General features: G+C 57.5%; 20 protein-coding genes. 1 reads left to right on the top strand and 19 read right to left on the bottom strand.

Going from position 1 to position 19,627, the window contains the following annotated elements; all coding sequences use genetic code 11:
- Positions 1–54 precede the first annotated feature (54 nt).
- The 19 genes from glmU to rpmH all read right to left on the bottom strand — a co-directional run bounded on the left by glmU (position 55) and on the right by rpmH (position 17,521).
- On the bottom strand, positions 55–1,422 hold the full coding sequence (gene glmU, locus CAF77_RS00550) for a bifunctional UDP-N-acetylglucosamine diphosphorylase/glucosamine-1-phosphate N-acetyltransferase GlmU (RefSeq protein WP_064379656.1): 1,368 nt from the start codon (positions 1,420–1,422) through the stop codon (positions 55–57).
- Positions 1,423–1,540: 118 nt separating this feature from the next.
- Positions 1,541–1,966: a F0F1 ATP synthase subunit epsilon gene (locus CAF77_RS00545; RefSeq protein WP_007954164.1), complete on the bottom strand. Its 426-nt coding sequence runs from the start codon at positions 1,964–1,966 to the stop codon at positions 1,541–1,543.
- Positions 1,967–2,011: 45 nt separating this feature from the next.
- On the bottom strand, positions 2,012–3,388 hold the full coding sequence (gene atpD / locus CAF77_RS00540; protein ID WP_007954162.1) for a F0F1 ATP synthase subunit beta: 1,377 nt from the start codon (positions 3,386–3,388) through the stop codon (positions 2,012–2,014).
- 27 nt (positions 3,389–3,415) lie between these two features.
- Positions 3,416–4,276: a F0F1 ATP synthase subunit gamma gene (atpG, locus tag CAF77_RS00535; RefSeq protein ID WP_007960781.1), complete on the bottom strand. Its 861-nt coding sequence runs from the start codon at positions 4,274–4,276 to the stop codon at positions 3,416–3,418.
- A gap of 50 nt (positions 4,277–4,326) precedes the next feature.
- Positions 4,327–5,871: a F0F1 ATP synthase subunit alpha gene (gene atpA, locus CAF77_RS00530; RefSeq protein ID WP_039764983.1), complete on the bottom strand. Its 1,545-nt coding sequence runs from the start codon at positions 5,869–5,871 to the stop codon at positions 4,327–4,329.
- A 21-nt stretch (positions 5,872–5,892) separates the two neighbouring features.
- The gene (locus tag CAF77_RS00525) at positions 5,893–6,429 is read right to left on the bottom strand and encodes a F0F1 ATP synthase subunit delta (protein ID WP_011336717.1); all 537 of its coding nucleotides are present in this window, start codon (positions 6,427–6,429) and stop codon (positions 5,893–5,895) included.
- Between the two features lie 12 nt (positions 6,430–6,441).
- Positions 6,442–6,912 (bottom strand): F0F1 ATP synthase subunit B, encoded by a 471-nt coding sequence (locus CAF77_RS00520; protein WP_011336718.1) that lies wholly within the window; start codon positions 6,910–6,912, stop codon positions 6,442–6,444.
- Between the two features lie 57 nt (positions 6,913–6,969).
- Positions 6,970–7,227, bottom strand: coding sequence for a F0F1 ATP synthase subunit C (gene atpE, locus CAF77_RS00515; protein ID WP_003097235.1), 258 nt, complete (start codon positions 7,225–7,227; stop codon positions 6,970–6,972).
- Positions 7,228–7,361: 134 nt separating this feature from the next.
- A complete protein-coding gene (atpB, locus tag CAF77_RS00510) occupies positions 7,362–8,231 on the bottom strand; it encodes a F0F1 ATP synthase subunit A (RefSeq protein ID WP_039764981.1) in 870 nt (289 codons plus the stop codon).
- Positions 8,232–8,247: 16 nt separating this feature from the next.
- A complete protein-coding gene (locus CAF77_RS00505; RefSeq protein WP_003229783.1) occupies positions 8,248–8,655 on the bottom strand; it encodes a F0F1 ATP synthase subunit I in 408 nt (135 codons plus the stop codon).
- A gap of 148 nt (positions 8,656–8,803) precedes the next feature.
- The gene (locus CAF77_RS00500; protein ID WP_064379654.1) at positions 8,804–9,676 is read right to left on the bottom strand and encodes a ParB/RepB/Spo0J family partition protein; all 873 of its coding nucleotides are present in this window, start codon (positions 9,674–9,676) and stop codon (positions 8,804–8,806) included.
- A gap of 9 nt (positions 9,677–9,685) precedes the next feature.
- Complete coding sequence (locus tag CAF77_RS00495) at positions 9,686–10,483, bottom strand: ParA family protein (protein ID WP_064379652.1); 798 nt, start codon at positions 10,481–10,483, stop codon at positions 9,686–9,688.
- An 18-nt stretch (positions 10,484–10,501) separates the two neighbouring features.
- Entirely contained in the window at positions 10,502–11,146 is a 645-nt protein-coding gene (rsmG, locus tag CAF77_RS00490) for a 16S rRNA (guanine(527)-N(7))-methyltransferase RsmG (protein ID WP_064379650.1), read from the bottom strand.
- On the bottom strand, positions 11,143–13,041 hold the full coding sequence (mnmG, locus tag CAF77_RS00485) for a tRNA uridine-5-carboxymethylaminomethyl(34) synthesis enzyme MnmG (protein WP_007954140.1): 1,899 nt from the start codon (positions 13,039–13,041) through the stop codon (positions 11,143–11,145). Before mnmG ends, rsmG begins: the two co-directional genes overlap by 4 nt.
- Before the next feature lie 552 nt (positions 13,042–13,593).
- Positions 13,594–14,964 carry a tRNA uridine-5-carboxymethylaminomethyl(34) synthesis GTPase MnmE gene (gene mnmE, locus CAF77_RS00475; RefSeq protein WP_064379648.1) on the bottom strand — a complete coding sequence of 457 codons (1,371 nt, stop codon included), beginning with the start codon at positions 14,962–14,964 and terminating at the stop codon, positions 13,594–13,596.
- Between the two features lie 81 nt (positions 14,965–15,045).
- Positions 15,046–16,728, bottom strand: coding sequence for a membrane protein insertase YidC (yidC, locus tag CAF77_RS00470; protein WP_064379646.1), 1,683 nt, complete (start codon positions 16,726–16,728; stop codon positions 15,046–15,048).
- A gap of 2 nt (positions 16,729–16,730) precedes the next feature.
- Entirely contained in the window at positions 16,731–16,976 is a 246-nt protein-coding gene (gene yidD / locus CAF77_RS00465) for a membrane protein insertion efficiency factor YidD (RefSeq protein ID WP_010465488.1), read from the bottom strand.
- Positions 16,969–17,370 (bottom strand): ribonuclease P protein component, encoded by a 402-nt coding sequence (rnpA, locus tag CAF77_RS00460; RefSeq protein ID WP_011336726.1) that lies wholly within the window; start codon positions 17,368–17,370, stop codon positions 16,969–16,971. Before rnpA ends, yidD begins: the two co-directional genes overlap by 8 nt.
- A 16-nt stretch (positions 17,371–17,386) precedes the next feature.
- Positions 17,387–17,521 (bottom strand): 50S ribosomal protein L34, encoded by a 135-nt coding sequence (rpmH, locus tag CAF77_RS00455; protein WP_003213577.1) that lies wholly within the window; start codon positions 17,519–17,521, stop codon positions 17,387–17,389.
- 566 nt (positions 17,522–18,087) lie between these two features.
- Here rpmH and dnaA point away from each other — a divergent pair.
- The gene (gene dnaA / locus CAF77_RS00450; protein WP_085653906.1) at positions 18,088–19,617 is read left to right on the top strand and encodes a chromosomal replication initiator protein DnaA; all 1,530 of its coding nucleotides are present in this window, start codon (positions 18,088–18,090) and stop codon (positions 19,615–19,617) included.
- Positions 19,618–19,627: the final 10 nt, after the last annotated feature.

Below are 19,627 nucleotides of genomic sequence, written 5' to 3'. Positions count from 1 at the left end.
CATAAAAAAAGACCGCTGGCGGCGGTCTTTTTTAATTCGAGCATTGTGGATAACTCAGCTCTTCTTGATCTTCTCCGGCCGCTTCCAGCCATCGATGTTCCTCTGCCGCGCACGACCTACGGCCAATTGCGCGTTGTCCACATTCTGGGTGATGGTCGAACCGGCAGCGGTGGTTGCACCGGCGGAGATATCCACAGGCGCCACCAGCGAGTTGTTGGAACCGATGAACACATCCTCACCCAGCACGGTTTTCCACTTGTTGGCGCCGTCGTAGTTGCAGGTGATGGTGCCGGCGCCGATATTGGTGCGGGCACCGATCTCGGCATCGCCCAGATAAGTCAGGTGGCCGGCCTTGGCGCCCTCCCCCATCCGGGCGTTTTTCAGTTCGACGAAGTTACCCACATGGGCGCGGGCCTCCAGCACGGTACCCGGACGCAGACGGGCAAACGGGCCGGCATCGCTGCCTTCGCCCAACACCGCGCCTTCGATGTGACTGTTGGCCTTGACCACCACTCCTTTGCGCAGGGTGCTGTCCTTGATCACGCAGTTCGGGCCGATGACTACGTCGTCCTCAATGACGACCTTGCCTTCGAGAATCACGTTGATGTCGATCAGGACATCGCGACCCACGGTCACTTCGCCACGTACATCGAAACGGGCCGGGTCGCGCAGGGTGACACCCTGAGCCATCAGTCGACGACCGGCGCGCAACTGGTAATGACGCTCCAGCTCGGACAGTTGTTTGCGATCGTTGGCGCCCTGCACTTCCATCGGGTCGTGAGGTTGTTCGGTGGCGACCGTCAGGCCGTCGCTGACTGCCATCTCGATCACGTCGGTCAGGTAATACTCGCCCTGCGCGTTGTTGTTCGACAGGCGACTCATCCAGTCCGCCAGGCGATTGGCCGGCACCGCCAGGATGCCGGTGTTGCCTTCAGTGATCGCCCGCTGTGCTTCGCTGGCGTCCTTGTGTTCGACGATCGCGGCGACCTTGCCATCGACATCGCGCACGATGCGGCCATAACCGGTCGGGTCGTCCAGCTCGACGGTGAGCAAACCCATCTGCCCGGGTACAACGTGCTTGAGCAGACGCTGCAGGGTCTCGACTTCGATCAACGGCACATCGCCGTAGAGAATCAGTACGGTATCGGCGGTGATGAACGGAACAGCTTGGGCGGTGGCGTGGCCAGTGCCCAGTTGCTTGTCCTGCAACACGAAATTCAGGTCGTCGGCGGCCAGACGCTCGCGTACCACATCAGCGCCGTGGCCGATGACCACATGAATGCGCTGTGGATCAAGTTGACGGGCACTGTGGATAACATGACCGAGCATGGAATTGCCGGCAATCGGGTGCAGCACTTTTGGCAGCGCGGAGCGCATGCGGGTGCCTTGGCCGGCCGCGAGGATTACGATTTCAAGAGACATGACTGGCTACCAATCCTGGGTGGTCAGCAACTGCGACCGGGTTTCGGGAATTCTGAAAAGAAAAAAGGGTAGCCGAGGCTACCCTTTTTTATCAATCGCACAACAAGTGGCTGACGGATTAACCGCCAAACTTCTTGCGGATCTGCTGGACGGTGCGCAGCTGAGCTGCAGCCTCGGCCAGACGTGCGGACGCAGCTCCGTAGTCGAAATCTGCGCTCTTCTCGTGCAGAGCAGCTTCGGCAGCCTTGAGAGCTGCTTGAGCCTGAGCTTCATCCAGGTCGGCGGCACGTTGCACGGTATCGGCAAGCACCTTGACCATGTTCGGCTGAACCTCGAGGAAACCACCGGAGATGTAGAACACCTCGGCTTCCCCGCCTTGCTTGATCAGGCGGATCGGACCTGGCTTCAGATTAGTGATCAGCGGCGCGTGGCCCAGAGCGATACCAAGATCACCCAGAGCACCGTGCGCAATCACCATCTCGACCAGGCCGGAAAAGATTTCTCCTTCCGCGCTGACGATGTCGCAATGGACTGTCATAGCCATCTGATTGCCTCAACCTAAATTAGCGCCCGTTGCCGGGCGCCTGGATTACAGTTTCTTGGCTTTCTCGATCGCTTCTTCGATGCCGCCGACCATGTAGAACGCTTGTTCTGGCAGGTGGTCGTAGTCACCGTTGAGGATGCCTTTGAAGCCAGCAATGGTGTCTTTCAGGGAAACGTATTTACCCGAAGCACCGGTGAAGACTTCAGCCACGAAGAACGGCTGCGACAAGAAGCGCTGGATCTTACGAGCACGGTTTACCAACTGCTTGTCGGCTTCCGACAGCTCGTCCATACCCAGGATCGCGATGATGTCCTTCAGCTCTTTGTAACGCTGCAGCACGTACTGAACACCACGAGCGGTCTCGTAGTGATCGTTGCCGATCACGTTCGGGTCCAGCTGACGCGAAGTCGAGTCCAGTGGGTCAACCGCAGGGTAGATACCCAGGGAAGCGATGTCACGGGACAGAACGACGGTGGCGTCCAGGTGAGCAAACGTGGTCGCTGGCGACGGGTCAGTCAAGTCGTCCGCTGGTACGTATACGGCCTGGATCGAAGTAATCGAACCTTGCTTGGTCGAAGTGATGCGCTCTTGCAGCACGCCCATCTCTTCAGCCAGGGTCGGCTGGTAACCTACTGCCGAAGGCATACGGCCCAGCAGTGCGGATACTTCGGTACCGGCCAGGGTGTAACGATAGATGTTGTCGACGAACAGCAGAACGTCGTTACCTTCGTCACGGAACTTCTCGGCCATGGTCAGACCGGTCAGCGCTACGCGCAGACGGTTTCCCGGTGGCTCGTTCATCTGACCGTAGACCAGGGCTACCTTGTCGAGAACGTTGGAGTCCTTCATCTCGTGGTAGAAGTCGTTACCCTCACGAGTACGCTCACCCACACCGGCGAACACGGAATAACCGCTGTGCTCGATGGCGATGTTACGGATCAGTTCCATCATGTTTACGGTCTTGCCTACACCGGCACCACCGAACAGACCGACTTTACCGCCCTTGGCGAACGGGCAAACCAGGTCGATAACCTTGATGCCTGTTTCCAGCAGCTCGTTGCCACCGGCCTGTTCAGCGAAGGAAGGAGCGGCGCGGTGGATACCCCAACGCTCTTCTTCGCCGATCGGGCCAGCTTCGTCGATCGGGTTGCCCAGTACGTCCATGATCCGGCCCAGGGTCGCTTTACCGACCGGTACGGAGATGGCTGCGCCAGTGTTGTTGACGTCCAGACCGCGCTTCAAGCCTTCGGTGGAGCCCATCGCAATGGTACGAACCACGCCGTCGCCCAGCTGCTGCTGAACTTCCAGAGTGGTTTCGGCGCCTTGAACCTTCAAGGCGTCGTAGATGCTCGGTACGCTGTCGCGTGGAAATTCCACGTCGATAACGGCGCCGATGATTTGAACGATACGTCCGCTACTCATAGCTGGATCCTCTGAATATTTGAACCGTTAAACCGCGGCAGCGCCGCCGACGATTTCCGAGATCTCTTGGGTGATCGCAGCCTGACGCGCCTTGTTGTAGATCAGCTGCAAATCGCTGATCAAATCACCGGCGTTGTCGGTAGCGTTCTTCATCGCGATCATCCGCGCAGCCTGTTCAGCCGCGTTGTTCTCGACCACCGCCTGGTACACCTGCGACTCCACGTAACGCACCATCAAGCCGTCAAGCAGCTCTTTGGCGTCCGGTTCGTAGAGATAGTCCCAGTGGTGCTTGAGATCCTGATCCGGGGTTGCCACCAGTGGAATCAACTGCTCCACGGTAGGCTGTTGTGTCATGGTGTTGATGAACTTGTTGGATACCACGGACAGGCGGTCGATACGGCCGTCCAGGTAGGCATCCAGCATCACCTTGACGCTGCCGATCAGATCATTGATCGACGGCTCTTCACCCAAGTGGCTGATAGCTGCAACGACGTTACCGCCGAAGTTGCGGAAAAAAGCCGCACCCTTGCTACCAACGACACACAGATCGATCTCGACGCCGTTTTCGCGGTTTACCGCCATGTCCTTGACCAGGGCCTTGAACAGGTTGGTGTTCAAGCCGCCGCACAGACCACGGTCACTGCTCACGACGACATAACCGACGCGCTTTACTTCGCGATCGATCATGAACGGGTGGCGGTATTCCGGGTTGGCGTTGGCCAGATGCCCAATTACCTGGCGGATACGCTCCGCATAAGGACGGCTAGCAGCCATGCGCATTTGTGCCTTGCGCATTTTGCTGACCGCCACTTTTTCCATGGCGCTGGTAATTTTTTGCGTGCTTTTGATGCTCGCAATCTTACTGCGAATCTCTTTTGCGCCTGCCATGTAACACCTATCAGGTTAGCAAGCGGGAGCCTTGCGGCTCCCGCTGCGGCTTACCAGGTTTGGGTGGCCTTGAACTTCTCGATACCAGCCTTCAGGCCAGCGTCGATTTCGTCATTGAAGTCACCTTTAACGTTGATCTTGGCCATCAAGTCGGCGTGATCGCGGTTGAAGAAAGCGATCAGCGCTTGTTCGAAGCTGCCGATCTTGGCGATTTCAATGTCAGTCAGGAACCCACGCTCAGCGGCATACAGCGACAGCGACATGTCGGCGATCGACATTGGCGCGTATTGCTTCTGCTTCATCAGCTCGGTAACGCGCTGACCATGCTCAAGTTGCTTGCGGGTCGCTTCGTCCAGGTCAGAAGCGAACTGGGCGAATGCCGCCAGTTCACGGTACTGAGCCAGAGCGGTACGGATACCACCGGACAGCTTCTTGATGATCTTGGTCTGAGCGGCACCACCCACACGGGATACCGAAACACCGGCGTTCACTGCAGGGCGGATGCCCGAGTTGAACATGGCCGATTCCAGGAAGATCTGACCGTCGGTGATGGAAATCACGTTGGTCGGAACGAATGCGGAAACGTCGCCAGCCTGGGTTTCGATGATCGGCAGTGCAGTCAGGGAACCGGTTTTGCCGGTCACTGCGCCGTTGGTGAACTTCTCTACGTACTCTTCCGAAACGCGGGATGCACGCTCCAGCAGACGGGAGTGGAGATAGAACACGTCGCCTGGGTAAGCTTCACGGCCTGGTGGACGGCGCAGCAGCAGGGAAATCTGGCGGTAAGCCACTGCTTGCTTGGACAGATCGTCATAAACGATCAGCGCGTCTTCACCGCGGTCGCGGAAGAATTCACCCATGGTGCAACCGGAGTACGGAGCCAGGAATTGCAGTGCTGCAGATTCCGAAGCGCTCGCAGCAACGATGATGGTGTTAGCCAGTGCACCGTTTTCTTCCAGCTTGCGAACCACGTTGGCGATGGTCGATTGCTTCTGACCGATTGCCACGTAGACGCAGAAAATGCCGCTGTCTTTCTGGTTGATGATCGCGTCGATCGCCAGAGCGGTTTTACCGATCTGACGGTCACCGATGATCAGCTCACGCTGGCCACGGCCGACAGGGATCATGGCATCGACAGCCTTGTAGCCAGTCTGTACAGGCTGGTCTACCGACTTACGCCAGATCACGCCCGGAGCAACTTTCTCGACCGCGTCGGTCTCGGTGTTGCCCAGTGGACCTTTGCCGTCAACAGGGTTACCCAGTGCGTCGACAACGCGACCCAGCAGTTCCTTGCCAACCGGAACTTCGAGGATGCGGCCGGTGCACTTGGCGCTCATGCCTTCAGCCAGACTGGTGTACGCGCCCAGTACAACGGCACCTACGGAGTCTTGCTCCAGGTTGAGGGCCATACCGTAGACGCCGCCCGGAAACTCGATCATCTCGCCGTACATGACGTCGGCCAGACCGTGAATCCGCACGATACCGTCAGATACGCTGACGACAGTGCCTTCGTTACGGGCTTGGGAGGTCACATCGAGCTTTTCGATGCGGCCCTTGATAATTTCACTTATTTCGGAAGGATTGAGTTGCTGCATTGCTCTGCTGCCCCTTCAAACTCAAGATTTCAATGCTTCGGCAAGTTTCGCGATTTTGCCGCGAATCGAGCCATCGATAACCAGGTCGCCGGCGCGGATGACCACCCCCCCGATAAGGGAGCTGTCTTCCTCGACTTGCAGGCGCACTTCCCGGTTGAGTCGTGCACTGAGAACCTTGGCGAGTTTGTCTTGCTGTTCTTGGTTCAATGCAAAAGCACTGGTCACTTCAACGTCTACCGATTTCTCTTGCTCGGCCTTGTACAGGTCGAACAGAGCGGCGATCTCCGGCAGAAGCGGGAGACGGTCGTTTTCGGCAACGACATTGATGAAGTTCTGTGCCTTGGCATCAAACTTGTCGCCGCACACGTCAATGAACGTGGCGGCCTTTTCTGCGCTCGTCAGTCGCGGGGCCTTGAGCACGCGCTGCATGGTGTCGTCTTGCGACACCGCTGCTGCCAGGCCGAGCATGGCTGACCAATTGGCCAGTTGCTGGTGGGCCTGAGCGTGCTCGAAGGCCGCCTTAGCGTAAGGTCGGGCCAACGTGGTCAGTTCTGCCATGATCGCCCTCGCTTAGATTTCAGCAGCCAGTTGGTTAACCAGCTCTGCGTGCGCGTTTTGATCGATTGTGGCACCCAGGATCTTCTCGGCGCCGCCGACAGCCAGCAAGCCCACTTGGGCGCGCAGCTTGTCTTTGACACTGTTCAGTTCCTGTTCGATCTCGGCTTGAGCCTGAACCTTCACACGGTCAGCGTCGATGCGGGCCTTTTCAACGGCCTCTTCGACAATCTGGTTACCGCGTTTCTTGGCTTGCTCGATGATTTCAGCTGCCTGAGCTTTCGCTTCGCGCAGTTGCTGACCCGCTTTCTCTTGGGCCAACTCCAGGTCGCGAGCTGCACGGCTGGCAGCGTCCAGACCATCAGCGATCTTCTTTTGACGTTCGTGCAGAGCTGCGATGACCGGAGGCCATACGAACTTCATGCAGAACAGTACAAAAATCAGGAACGCAACGGACTGGCCAATCAGGGTCGCATTAATGTTCACGCCAACACCTCGCAGTTACGTTGTCCATCACACCAAATCACTCGGAGATCCGAATGATTAGCCAGCGATCTGACCAACGAACGGGTTCGCAAAGGTGAAGAACAGAGCGATACCAACACCGATCATGGTTACGGCGTCGAGCAGACCGGCAACGATGAACATTTTAACTTGCAGCATTGGAACCATTTCTGGCTGACGCGCTGCGCCTTCCAGGAACTTGCCGCCCAGCAGGCCGAAACCAATTGCGGTACCCAGTGCGCCCAGGCCGATCAACAGTGCAACAGCGATAGCGGTTAGACCAACTACAGTTTCCATCTTTCCTCCCGACTTTTACGTCGTATGGTTTAGGTTTTTTAGATTAAAGCGGTAAAACAAATCGTTTCATGGTGCCCCGTGAGGAGCCCCTTCCCGTTTGACCGGGAAGGACATCAGACTAGTCGAGACTGGTCTTAATGGTTTTCTTCGTGCGCCATCGACAGGTAGACGATGGTCAGCATCATGAAGATGAACGCCTGCAGGGTGATGATCAGGATGTGGAACACAGCCCACGCCCACTGCAGGACAACGCCCAGGCCGCTGAGCCAGAGCAGGCCGCTGCCGAACATCACAGCGATCAGGATGAACACCAGCTCGCCGGCATACATGTTGCCGAACAGACGCAGAGCCAGAGAGATCGGTTTGGCGATCAGGGTCACGAATTCCAGCAGGAAGTTCACCGGGATCAGCAGGGCCTGAACGAAGATGTTCTTGCTGCCGAACGGGTGCAGGGTCAGTTCGCCGATGAAACCGCCGATGCCCTTGACCTTGATGCTATAGAAAATGATCAGTGCGAAAACCGAGAACGCCATGCCCAGCGTCGCGTTCGGGTCGGTAGTCGACACGGCGCGGAACGGGATGTGGTGGTCGCCGGAGATCAGGATGGCCAGCTGAGGAATCCAGTCGACCGGTACCAGGTCGACGGCGTTCATCAGGAACACCCAGACGAAGATGGTCAGTGCCAGCGGTGCGATCACCGGGCTACGGCCATGGAAGCTGTCTTTCACGCTGCCATCGACGAATTCGACCAGGACTTCAACGAAGTTCTGCAGTGCACCCGGCTGACCGGAAGTCGCCTTCTTGGCCGCCATGCGGAAAAGAATGACGAAGATCAGACCCAGTGCGACCGACCAGCCGAGAGTATCGACGTGGAAAGCCCAGAAGCCCATTTCCTTGGCTTCTGCTGCGGTGTGGGCAAAGCCCCAGCCGCCGTTGGGTAGCTGACCGAAGGTCAGGTTCTGCAAGTGGTGCTGGATATAGCCCGAAGCGGTTGTTTCTGCCATGGTTGCCTCAAACGCCCTAAGGTCTCGAAAGTCTTGTTCTCATCAGCAGGGGAGCGAACCAGCTGACCGACTGAGTCAGCACGAAGGCGCCGAATACAGCGATCGGCGCCAGTGGCTTCACACCTGCAAACACCAGTGCAAACAGCACTGCCGTCAAAATCAGTTTGCCTGCCTCGCCGGCATAAAAAGACCGGACGATGGACTGGGCTGCTCGGGCGCCGGAAAACCGAAATGCCTTGTGAGCGAAATAAACATTGGGCAGCAAGGCTATCAGGCCTCCGCAAAGTCCCGAGTATCCGGCAACGACTCCGTGCCATTGCCAGAGCGCCAAAGCGGCAATGAGCAAAATGACAAATTGAGCCATCAACACCGGAAAAACCGCCAGGCGATGGAACGGCAGGCGGTTTGGCTTGCGGGTTTCCATCACTATTGCTCTCCAATGGTCGGCTGCCGAAATTCAATAACTTGGCATAATTTGTGCCGACAAAATGCGCGCAGAGTATAGGGGCGGTTCTGCCCCTATTCAACTGTCAGGTAGTGATTTCCGACTGCGCGCTACAAGAGGAATTGTTTCAGCGGATGTGTGCGAGCACACCTTGAAGCTCATCGAGGGAGTTGTAACCAATCACCAGCTGACCCCTGCCCTTCTTGCCGTGGCGGATCTGCACCGCAGAGCCTAGGCGCTCGGCCAGACGCTGTTCGAGGCGGGCGATATCCGGATCAGGTTTCGCAGGCTCTACCGGCTCCGGTTTGCCACTCAACCATTGGCGAACCAGTGCCTCAGTTTGGCGCACAGTGAGACCGCGTGCGACAACATGTCGCGCCCCTTCCACCTGCTGATTGTCCGGCAGACCGAGCAATGCACGAGCATGACCCATCTCCAGGTCGCCGTGGGACAACATGGTCTTGATGACTTCCGGAAGCGCAATCAGGCGCAACAGGTTGGCCACGGTGACGCGGGACTTACCCACAGCGTCGGCAACCTGTTGCTGAGTGAGCTGGAATTCCTGCTGCAAGCGCTGCAGGGCCACCGCTTCTTCGATCGGGTTCAGGTCCTCGCGCTGGATGTTCTCGATCAGCGCAATGGCGATCGCGGTTTCATCCGGCACGTCGCGGACCATCGCCGGGATGGTTTCCTGGCCGGCCTGCTGACTTGCGCGCCAGCGACGTTCGCCGGCGATGATCTCGAAGCGGCCACCACCAATCGGACGAACCACGATCGGCTGCATCACGCCCTGGGCCTTGATCGACTGCGCAAGCTCTTCCAGCGCCTGAGGATCCATGTCCCGGCGTGGCTGATACTTGCCGCGCTGCAGCAGGTCCAGTGGCAGGTGCTGCAACTCACGGCTGTCAGCCTGCGCCGCTTGTTCTTCCAGCGAGCTGACAGTCGGACCGCTCAGCAGCGCGTCCAGTCCTCGTCCGAGACCTCGTTTCTTGACGGCCATGGGGATTCCTTAAGTTGGCTGGGCAGCGGCGATGCGTGAATTTTTGCGCTGACGGCGAACCATCTCGCCCGCCAGGGCCAGGTAGGCCAGCGCACCACGCGATTGCTTGTCGTAAGCCAGCGCCGGCATGCCATAGCTCGGGGCTTCAGCGAGGCGGATGTTGCGCGGGATCACCGTGTCGTACAGCTGATCGCCAAAGTGTTCCTTGAGCTGTGCCGAAACGTCGTTCATCAGGCTCAGGCGCGGGTCGTACATGGTCCGCAGCAGTCCTTCGACTTTCAGGTTCGGGTTCAGCAGTTCGGCGATGCGTTTGATGTTATCCACAAGGTCGCTCAGACCTTCGAGCGCAAAGTACTCGCACTGCATGGGGATAATCACCCCGTCAGCGGCGACCAGTGCGTTCAGCGTGAGCATCGACAGCGACGGCGGGCAGTCGATCAGGATGTAATCGTAGTTTTCACGGACCGGCGCCAGCGCGCTGCGCAGACGGCTTTCTTTCATCTGCATTTCCAGCAGAACCACTTCAGCCGCCGTCAGGTCACGGTTGGCCGGCAGCAGCTGATAACCGCCATGTTCCGAATAGTGCATGGCCTGGGCCAGATCGCATTCGCCGATCAGCAGGTCGTAGACCGAGTTTTCCAGGCCATGTTTATCCACACCGCTACCCATGGTGGCGTTGCCCTGTGGATCGAGATCGATCAACAGCACCCGGCGCTTGGTCGCGACCAGGGATGCTGCGAGGTTGATGCAGGTGGTGGTCTTGCCCACACCACCCTTCTGGTTCGCTATCGCGAATACCTTAGCCATTCTTGCTTGTGTTCCCAATCATGCCGTGCGGCGCAGTATCAGCAGATGGCGTTGGCCTTGGCAACCGGGTACGGCCAGGGCGTGTTCGCTATCGAGTTTGAAGTCTGCCGGCAATGCTACCAGCTCATCGGCCGGATGAACGCCCTTCATTGCCAGCCAGCGCGTATCGGCGTCGCCGAGGTGGCGAGTCCAGTTGGTGAAGTTCTCCATGCTGCTGAATGCCCGGGAAATGATCCCGTTGAACGGCTGTGCAGGCTGGAAGGCTTCGACGCGGCTGTGGATAACTTGCAGGTTATCCAGTTTGAGTTCGAGTTTGACCTGGGTCAGGAAGCGGGTTTTCTTGCCGTTGCTGTCCAGGCAGGTCACTTGCGAGTCCGGATACAGGATCGCCAGAGGGATCCCCGGCATGCCGCCGCCGCTGCCGACATCCAGCCAGCGGCCGTTTTCGATGAACGACATCACGCTGAGGCTATCGAGCAAGTGACGGGACACCATTTCGTCCGGATCGCGAACGGCAGTCAGGTTGTAGGCCTGGTTCCATTTGATCAACAGGGCCAGATAACCCAGCAACAAATCGTGCTGGGCTTCAGTGAGATTGACACCGAGCGCGCGGGCTCCTGTGGATAACTCTTCGGCGTGTTGCGAAGTGACCTTAGAACTCAAGCGCTTTGCTCCAACTGACGGCCCGCGCCGCGTTTTTTCAAGTGAATCATCAACAGCGAAATCGCTGCCGGAGTCACGCCCGGGATCCGCGAAGCCTGGCCAAGCGTCTCGGGACGCGTGGCACCCAGCTTGCTCTGGATCTCCTTGGAGAGACCGGAAATGTTGGTGTAATCGATATCCACAGGCAGTTTTGTGTCTTCGCTTGCACGCAGGCGGGCGATTTCGTCCTGTTGGCGATCGATGTAACCGGCGTATTTGGTCTTGATCTCGACCTGCTCGGCGACCTGTGGATCTTCGGCGCCCTGCCCGGTCACTTCGACCAGACCAGCGTAGTCGATTTCCGGACGGCTCAAGAGATTGAGCAAGTTGTATTCGTGAGTCAGCGGCGTACCGAATTTCTCGGCAATCGCATCGCCCTGCGGAGTGCCCGGGCGAACCCAGGTGCTTTTCAGGCGCTGCTCTTCGAGTTCGATACTTTCGCGTTTCTTGCAGAACGCTGCCCAGCGCGCGTCATCGACCAGACCCAGTTCGCGACCTTTTTCGGTCAGACGCAGGTCGGCGTTGTCCTCACGCAGGATCAGGCGGTACTCGGCACGGGAAGTGAACATGCGGTACGGCTCTTGGGTACCGAGGGTGATCAGGTCGTCGACCAATACCCCGATGTACGCCTCATCGCGACGCGGGCACCAGGCTTCTTTGCCTTTCGCACGCAATGCGGCGTTGGCACCGGCCAGCAAACCTTGCGCACCGGCTTCTTCGTAACCGGTGGTGCCGTTGATCTGGCCAGCGAAGAACAGACCGCCGATGACTTTGGTTTCCAGGCTGTACTTCAGATCACGCGGATCGAAATAGTCGTACTCGATCGCATACCCCGGACGCACGATGTGCGCGTTTTCCATGCCGCGGATCGATTGCACGATCTGCAACTGCACGTCGAACGGCAGGCTTGTGGATATGCCGTTCGGATACAACTCATGGGTGGTCAGGCCTTCCGGCTCGATGAACACCTGATGGCTTTCCTTGTCGGCAAAGCGGTGGATCTTGTCTTCGATCGACGGGCAATAACGCGGACCAATGCCTTCGATTTCACCTGCAGCGGAATACATCGGCGAACGGTCGAGGTTCGCGGCAATGATTTCGTGGGTGCGCGCGTTGGTGTGGGTGATCCAGCAACTGACTTGCCGTGGATGCTGTTCCTTGTTGCCCATGAACGACATCACCGGGATCGGCGTATCGCCTGGCTGCTCGGTCATCACCGAGAAATCCACAGACTTGCCGTCGATACGCGGTGGCGTACCGGTTTTCAGGCGACCGACACGTAGCGGCAGTTCACGCAGACGATGCGCGAGGGCGATCGACGGTGGATCACCGGCGCGACCACCGGAAAAATTCTGCAAACCGATGTGGATAAGTCCGCCCAGGAACGTACCGGTGGTCAACACCACAGAATCGGCGAAGAAACGCAGACCCATTTGGGTGACAACACCGCGCACTTGTTCCTGCTCGACGATCAGGTCGTCAGCGGCTTGTTGAAATATCCACAGGTTCGGCTGATTTTCCAGAATTTCGCGGACAGCGGCCTTGTAAAGAATACGGTCGGCTTGCGCACGGGTTGCACGTACGGCCGGGCCTTTGCGGCTGTTCAGTACGCGAAACTGGATACCGCCCAAATCGGTGGCCATGGCCATCGCGCCGCCGAGGGCGTCGATTTCCTTGACCAGATGGCTTTTGCCAATGCCACCGATTGCCGGGTTGCAACTCATGGCACCGAGGGTCTCCACGTTATGCGTCAGCAGAAGGGTTTTTGCACCCATGCGTGCTGAGGCCAGTGCTGCCTCGGTACCGGCATGACCGCCGCCGATGACGATCACTTCAAAACGGGAAGGGAAATCCACCACGCACCTCGTGCCTGCTTAAGTAGGTCATTCAGGAATAGTTTGAGATCAGGTTTCTGGACCTGGTCGGCAAGTATAGGGACTTCGCCCTTCCTAAAGAACCCTTTGCACAAAATTTAACCAGCTGTGGAGAACTCGCGGTTAAAAGAATAAAAAAGAGAGAAATTTATAAAACCTTTGTTTTAAAGCTTATTCTTACTGCCCTTCGTTTCTGTGGATAGATTTCTACAGGCCTCTATTTTCAATGTGTACAGAGATTTAAAACCCTGTGACCATGTCGCCATGAGGCCCTTGGATAACCGGTGTAAGCCTGTGGATGAATGAGGTGGTTATCCACAGCGGCAGTTATGTTCAGTTTTCAGGCCCTGTTATCAACTGCCCTTAGCGGCAGTTATTCACAGGGCTTAATCCACAGAAATCGGATGAATGAAGGAATCGCGGACACGGAAAATCCGCTCAGGAATAGATATCTGTCCGGCACTGGAGGAAGGAAATACGAGGGAGGGAGAACAGACAGGTCGCGAACGGACCTGTCTGTGGAAAACGGAAGGCTTATTTACCGATGCAGAAGCTGGAAAAGATCCGTCCCAACAGATCATCGGAGCTGAACGCTCCGGTGATTTCCCCAAGGGACTGCTGGGCCTGACGCAGGTCTTCGGCCAGCAGTTCACCAGCACCCGCCAACGTCAGCTGGGCACGCCCATGTTCCAGGGCATCACTGGCATGACGCAGGGCTTCCAGGTGCCGGCGGCGTGCGCTGAAACTGCTTTCCGACGTTTGTTCGTAGCCCATGCAGGCCTTGAGGTGATCGCGCAGCAAGTCCAGCCCCTCACCGGCGGATTTGGCGCTCAGGCTGATCGTCACATGGCCATCGTCACTGACTTCCAGGGCAATGGGTTCGCCGGTGAGATCAGCTTTGTTACGGATCAACGTGACCTTCGCCGGATCCGGTCGGGTTTCGAGGAATTCAGGCCACAGGGCGAACGGGTCGGCAGCTTCAGGTGCTGTGGCATCGACGACCAGCAGCACTCGATCAGCCTCGCCAATGGCTTTCAATGCTCGTTCAACGCCGATTTTTTCCACATGGTCATCGGTATCACGCAGACCGGCGGTGTCCACAACGTGCAGCGGCATGCCGTCGATGTGGATATGTTCGCGCAGGATATCCCGGGTGGTGCCGGCGATTTCGGTGACGATCGCGGCTTCGCGACCGGCCAGCGCGTTGAGCAGGCTGGATTTGCCGGCATTCGGACGACCGGCAATCACCACGGTCATGCCGTCACGCAGCAATGCACCCTGTCCGGCTTCGCGCAATACAGTGGATAACTCGTCGCGAACCTTGTCGAGCATGCTCAGCACGTGGCCATCGGCGAGGAAGTCGATTTCCTCTTCAGGGAAGTCGATGGCTGCCTCGACATAAATCCTCAAGCCGATCAGTTGTTCGGTGAGGTGATGCACACGCTGGGAAAACGCTCCCTGTAAGGAACGCAATGCGTTGCGTGCAGCCTGTGCAGAACTGGCTTCGATCAGGTCGGCGATGGCCTCGGCCTGAGCCAGGTCGAGTTTGTCATTGAGGAATGCTCTTTCGCTGAACTCACCGGGACGGGCCAGACGGCAGCCCAGTTCCAGGCAACGCTTGAGCAACATGTCGAGAACGATCGGGCCGCCGTGGCCTTGCAGTTCCAGCACATCTTCACCGGTGAACGAGTTCGGCCCCGGGAAATACAGCGCCAGACCTTCATCCAGCACCTGTTGATCGTCACTGAAGAACGGGCCGTAGTGGGCAAACCGTGGTTTCAGTTCGCGGCCGCTGATGGCTCTGGCCGCGACGCTGGCCAGCGGCCCGGAAATTCGAACGATGCCCACGCCGCCACGGCCCTGGGCGGTGGCGACGGCTGCGATGGTTTCACGAGGTGCGCTCATAAACCGGTATCCAGACAAAAATGGCAGATAGCAAAACGCCCCACTAGGGGGCGTTTTGAGTGGTGTTATCCACAGAGTAAGTTACGCCTCGGCTTTTTTCGTCGCCGCTTCGATCTTACGCGTGATGTACCACTGTTGGGCAATCGACAGGCAGTTGTTCACAACCCAGTACAGCACCAGACCCGCCGGGAACCACAGGAAGAAGAAGGTGAAGATGATTGGCATCATTTTCATCACCTTGGCCTGCATCGGATCCGGAGGAGTCGGGTTCAGACGCTGCTGGATGAACATGGTCGCGCCCATTATGATCGGCAGGATGAAGAACGGATCCTTGATCGACAGGTCGGTAATCCACAGCATGAACGGCGCCTGGCGCATTTCCACGCTTTCCAGCAGAACCCAGTACAGGGAAAGGAAAACCGGCATCTGCACAAGGATCGGCAAGCAGCCGCCCAGCGGATTGATCTTCTCTTTCTTGTACAGCTCCATCATGGCTTGCGACATTTTCTGCCGGTCATCGCCATGTTGCTCTTTCAGTGCAGCCAGTTTCGGAGCCACGGCGCGCATGCGGGCCATCGACTTGTAGCTGGCGGCCGACAGAGGGAAGAAGATCCCTTTGATCAGCATGGTCAGGAAGATGATCGACCAGCCCCAGTTGCCGACGATGCTGTGGATATGTTGCAGCAGCCAGAAGATTGGCTGGGCAATGAACCACAGAATGCCGTAGTCGACGGTCAATTCCAGACCAGGGGACAACTCTTTCAGCACCGCCTGGCTTTTCGGACCGGCGTACAGAACAGCGCTGGTTTCGACTTTCGCACCCGGTGCAGCGGTCAGCGAAGGACCGGTGTAACCGATGATGTAGTTGCCTTTGCTGTCCTTACGGGTCTGGACGATGTTGTTTTCGCCCTTCGGAGCAACCCATGCAGTCACGAAGTAGTGTTGCAGCCAGGCTACCCAGCCACCGGTGACGGTTTCCTTGAGCTGAGCCTTGTCCATGTCCTTCATGGACACTTTCTTGTATGGCTCGGAACTTGTCCACAGGGCGGCGCCCAGGTAGGTCGCGGTACCGGTAGCAGTCGTGGAAGAAGGATCGGCGCTGGCGTCGCGTTTCAGCTGGGCGAACATCGAACCGGACCAAGGCTGAGCGCTCTGGTTGTCGATCAGATAGGTCACGGTCACGTCATACAGGCCACGTTTCAGAGTGAAACGCTTGATGTAATTGACGCCGTCCTTGCTGAATTTCAGGTCGACGACCAGTTGGTCCTGACCGTCAGCCAGTTGATAAGTCTTCTTTTCCGAAGAGTAGATCGGGCGACCGGCCGGGTTTGCATCCGGACCGTTGGTGCCAATCAGACCGCTCTGTGCCAGATAGGTACGTTCGCCACCGTTGTCGAACAGTTGGAACGGAACGTCCGGACGATCCTGACGACGTGGATACAGCGGCAAGGTCAACTGAGCAACATCACCACCTTGTGGATCGATCGACAGATCGAGCACGTCGGTTTTGACCTGGATCAGATCCTTGCTGGCGGCGACCGGCGTTTCGGCAGGTGCGCTGGTATCGCTTGCGGCGCGCGGAATATCGTCACTGGCAGCAGCATTATTGCCAGTGGCGGTGTCCGGCAAACCGGATGTAGTCGTACTGGAAGCAACATTCTGAGTCGGCAGGGCAGCCTGGCCGTAGTCCTGGTTCCATTTAAGGACCATGACGTAGGACACGATTGCCAGGGCGACGATCAGGATCGTGCGTTTGATATCCATGATTACTCGGCCATCGAAGAAGAACGGGAGGTAGGGATAGGTGGAACCGGGTCATAACCACCGGGATTCCACGGATGACAGCGACCTAAACGACGAAAGGTCAGCCAGCCACCGCGCAGAAGGCCATGATTTTCGATGGCTTCATACGCGTAGCAAGAACAACTGGGGTAGAAACGACAGTGACTGGCCATCAGGGGACTAATGGCATAGCGATAAAACTGGATCGGAACGAGTGCCAGTTTACGCATCTGGACTGTCTACCCCTACAGTTTCGGTTTTGACTGCTGGTACCGGCTTGTTGCGTGCCAGACGCTTCCAGAGTTTGCCGAAATGCTGAATCAATTCGGGGTTTTCTACGTCACCCAAACCTTTGCGCGCGACGATAACAATGTCCCAGCCGACCAGTGAATCCTGGTGCAGGCGAAACGATTCGCGCATCAGACGTTTGAGGCGATTGCGCTCGACGGAGAGCTTGACGCTCTTTTTCCCGATAACCAGCCCGAGACGGGGGTGATCGAGATCGTTGTTGCGCGCAAGGAGCAGGAGATTTTTCCCCGGAACCTTGCCGGTAGGGGAGTCAAAGACTGCCTTGAAATGCCGGGGAGTAAGCAGACGCTTTTCCCGACTGAAGTCCTGACTCACCTCCAGTGCCGGATTATCAAACTGCCAGACGTGCGCGGCCTTTGGCGCGACGACGCGACAGTACGGCACGACCGTTCTTGGTAGCCATGCGAGCACGGAAACCGTGGGTACGAGCGCGTTTGATAGTGCTTGGTTGGAAAGTACGTTTCATGTCGTGTTACCTGGTTCGTCCACAACGGGCCGGAATGGCCCCCGTTTTAAGAGACCGGGGATTCTAGAGAAAGCAAGTCCATAGGTCAATTTCCAACCAACGTTTCCTTATAAATAGATCTTCGGAGCGTCCGGAACGGATTACCCGTTTGCCAAAGATAAAAATAAAGAAGGGAATTATTTAAAGCTTTTCTGTAAAGCTTGTAAAAGCTAGGCAGGCCCTTCTCTGTGGATAACTGGCTCAAGGCCTTGTATCAAGCGATGTACAGAGAATGACAACTACAGTGGAAAACCGTGTTCAGCCTGTGCCGCACTGTCGGATAACCTGTGCGTGGAATGGGCGGTTATCCACAGGCTGGTTATCCACCGACTTTCGCCCCCGGTTGTCCAGTGTGCTCAGATAGGGTTATCCACAGAGCTTATGCACACACCGTCGGTCGCCTTTTTCTCGTTTAACGCATTGATAAATCATGTCGACCGGGCAACCTGCATGTGGATAAGTGGACGACTGGCCGCTACAATGGCCGCTTGTTTTTGCCTCACCGGCTTTCAACTTAGGGGATATCCGTGTCAGTGGAACTTTGGCAGCAGTGCGTGGAGCTTTTGCGCGAAGAGCTGCCTGCCCAACAATTCAACACCTGGATCCGTCCACTACAGGTCGAAGCCGAAGGCGACGAGTTGCGCGTCTACGCACCGAACCGTTTTGTTCTGGACTGGGTCAACGAAAAGTACCTGGGGCGCGTCCTTGAACTGCTGGATGAGCATGGCAACGGTCTGGCACCGTCGCTTTCCTTATTAATAGGCAGCAAACGCAGTTCGGCCCCGCGTGCCGCGCCGAATGCGCCCTTGGCCGCGGCGCAAGTGTCCCAGGCTCAGGCCAACGCAGTGCCGGCCAGTGCGCCAGCGCCAGCGCCAGCCCATACGCCTGCGCCGACCAAGCGTTCAACGCAGAAAACCGAAGAAATCAGTGAAGAGCCGTCCCGTGACAGCTTCGATCCGATGGCTGGTGCCGCTTCGCAACAGGCGCCGGTTCGTGCCGAACAGCGCACCGTGCAGGTCGAAGGCGCGCTCAAGCACACCAGCTACCTGAATCGCACCTTCACCTTTGAAAACTTCGTCGAAGGTAAATCCAACCAGCTCGCCCGTGCGGCGGCCTGGCAGGTGGCGGACAACCCGAAGCACGGCTACAACCCGCTCTTCCTTTATGGGGGCGTAGGTCTTGGTAAGACTCACTTGATGCACGCGGTGGGTAACCACCTATTAAAGAAGAACCCGAATGCCAAGGTTGTGTACCTGCATTCCGAGCGTTTCGTGGCTGACATGGTCAAGGCACTGCAGCTGAACGCGATCAACGAGTTCAAGCGTTTCTACCGTTCGGTGGACGCCCTGCTGATCGACGACATTCAGTTCTTCGCCCGCAAGGAACGTTCCCAGGAAGAGTTTTTCCACACCTTCAACGCCCTGCTTGAAGGTGGCCAGCAGGTCATTCTCACCAGTGACCGCTACCCGAAAGAAATCGAAGGCCTAGAAGAGCGCCTCAAATCCCGCTTCGGCTGGGGCCTGACAGTTGCCGTCGAGCCGCCTGAGCTGGAAACCCGCGTAGCGATCTTGATGAAGAAGGCCGACCAGGCCAAAGTCGAGTTGCCACACGATGCAGCATTCTTCATTGCCCAACGTATTCGCTCCAACGTCCGTGAGCTGGAAGGCGCGCTGAAACGCGTGATCGCCCACTCGCACTTCATGGGCCGCGACATCACCATCGAGTTGATCCGCGAATCCCTGAAAGACCTCTTGGCGCTGCAGGACAAACTGGTCTCTGTGGATAACATTCAGCGCACCGTCGCCGAGTACTACAAGATCAAGATTTCCGACTTGCTGTCCAAGCGCCGTTCGCGTTCGGTCGCTCGTCCGCGTCAGGTGGCCATGGCATTGTCCAAGGAACTGACCAACCACAGCCTGCCGGAAATCGGCGATGTGTTTGGCGGCCGCGACCACACGACCGTGTTGCACGCCTGCCGCAAGATCAACGAACTTAAGGAATCCGACGCGGACATCCGCGAGGACTACAAGAACCTGCTGCGTACACTGACCACTTGATGAACACCAG

Source organism: Pseudomonas sp. R15(2017) (assembly GCF_002112685.1).
Classification (GTDB): Bacteria; Pseudomonadota; Gammaproteobacteria; order Pseudomonadales; family Pseudomonadaceae; genus Aquipseudomonas; species Aquipseudomonas glycinae.
Note: the sequence above shows the minus strand (reverse complement) of the source record. Positions and strands in the feature narration are given on the sequence as shown.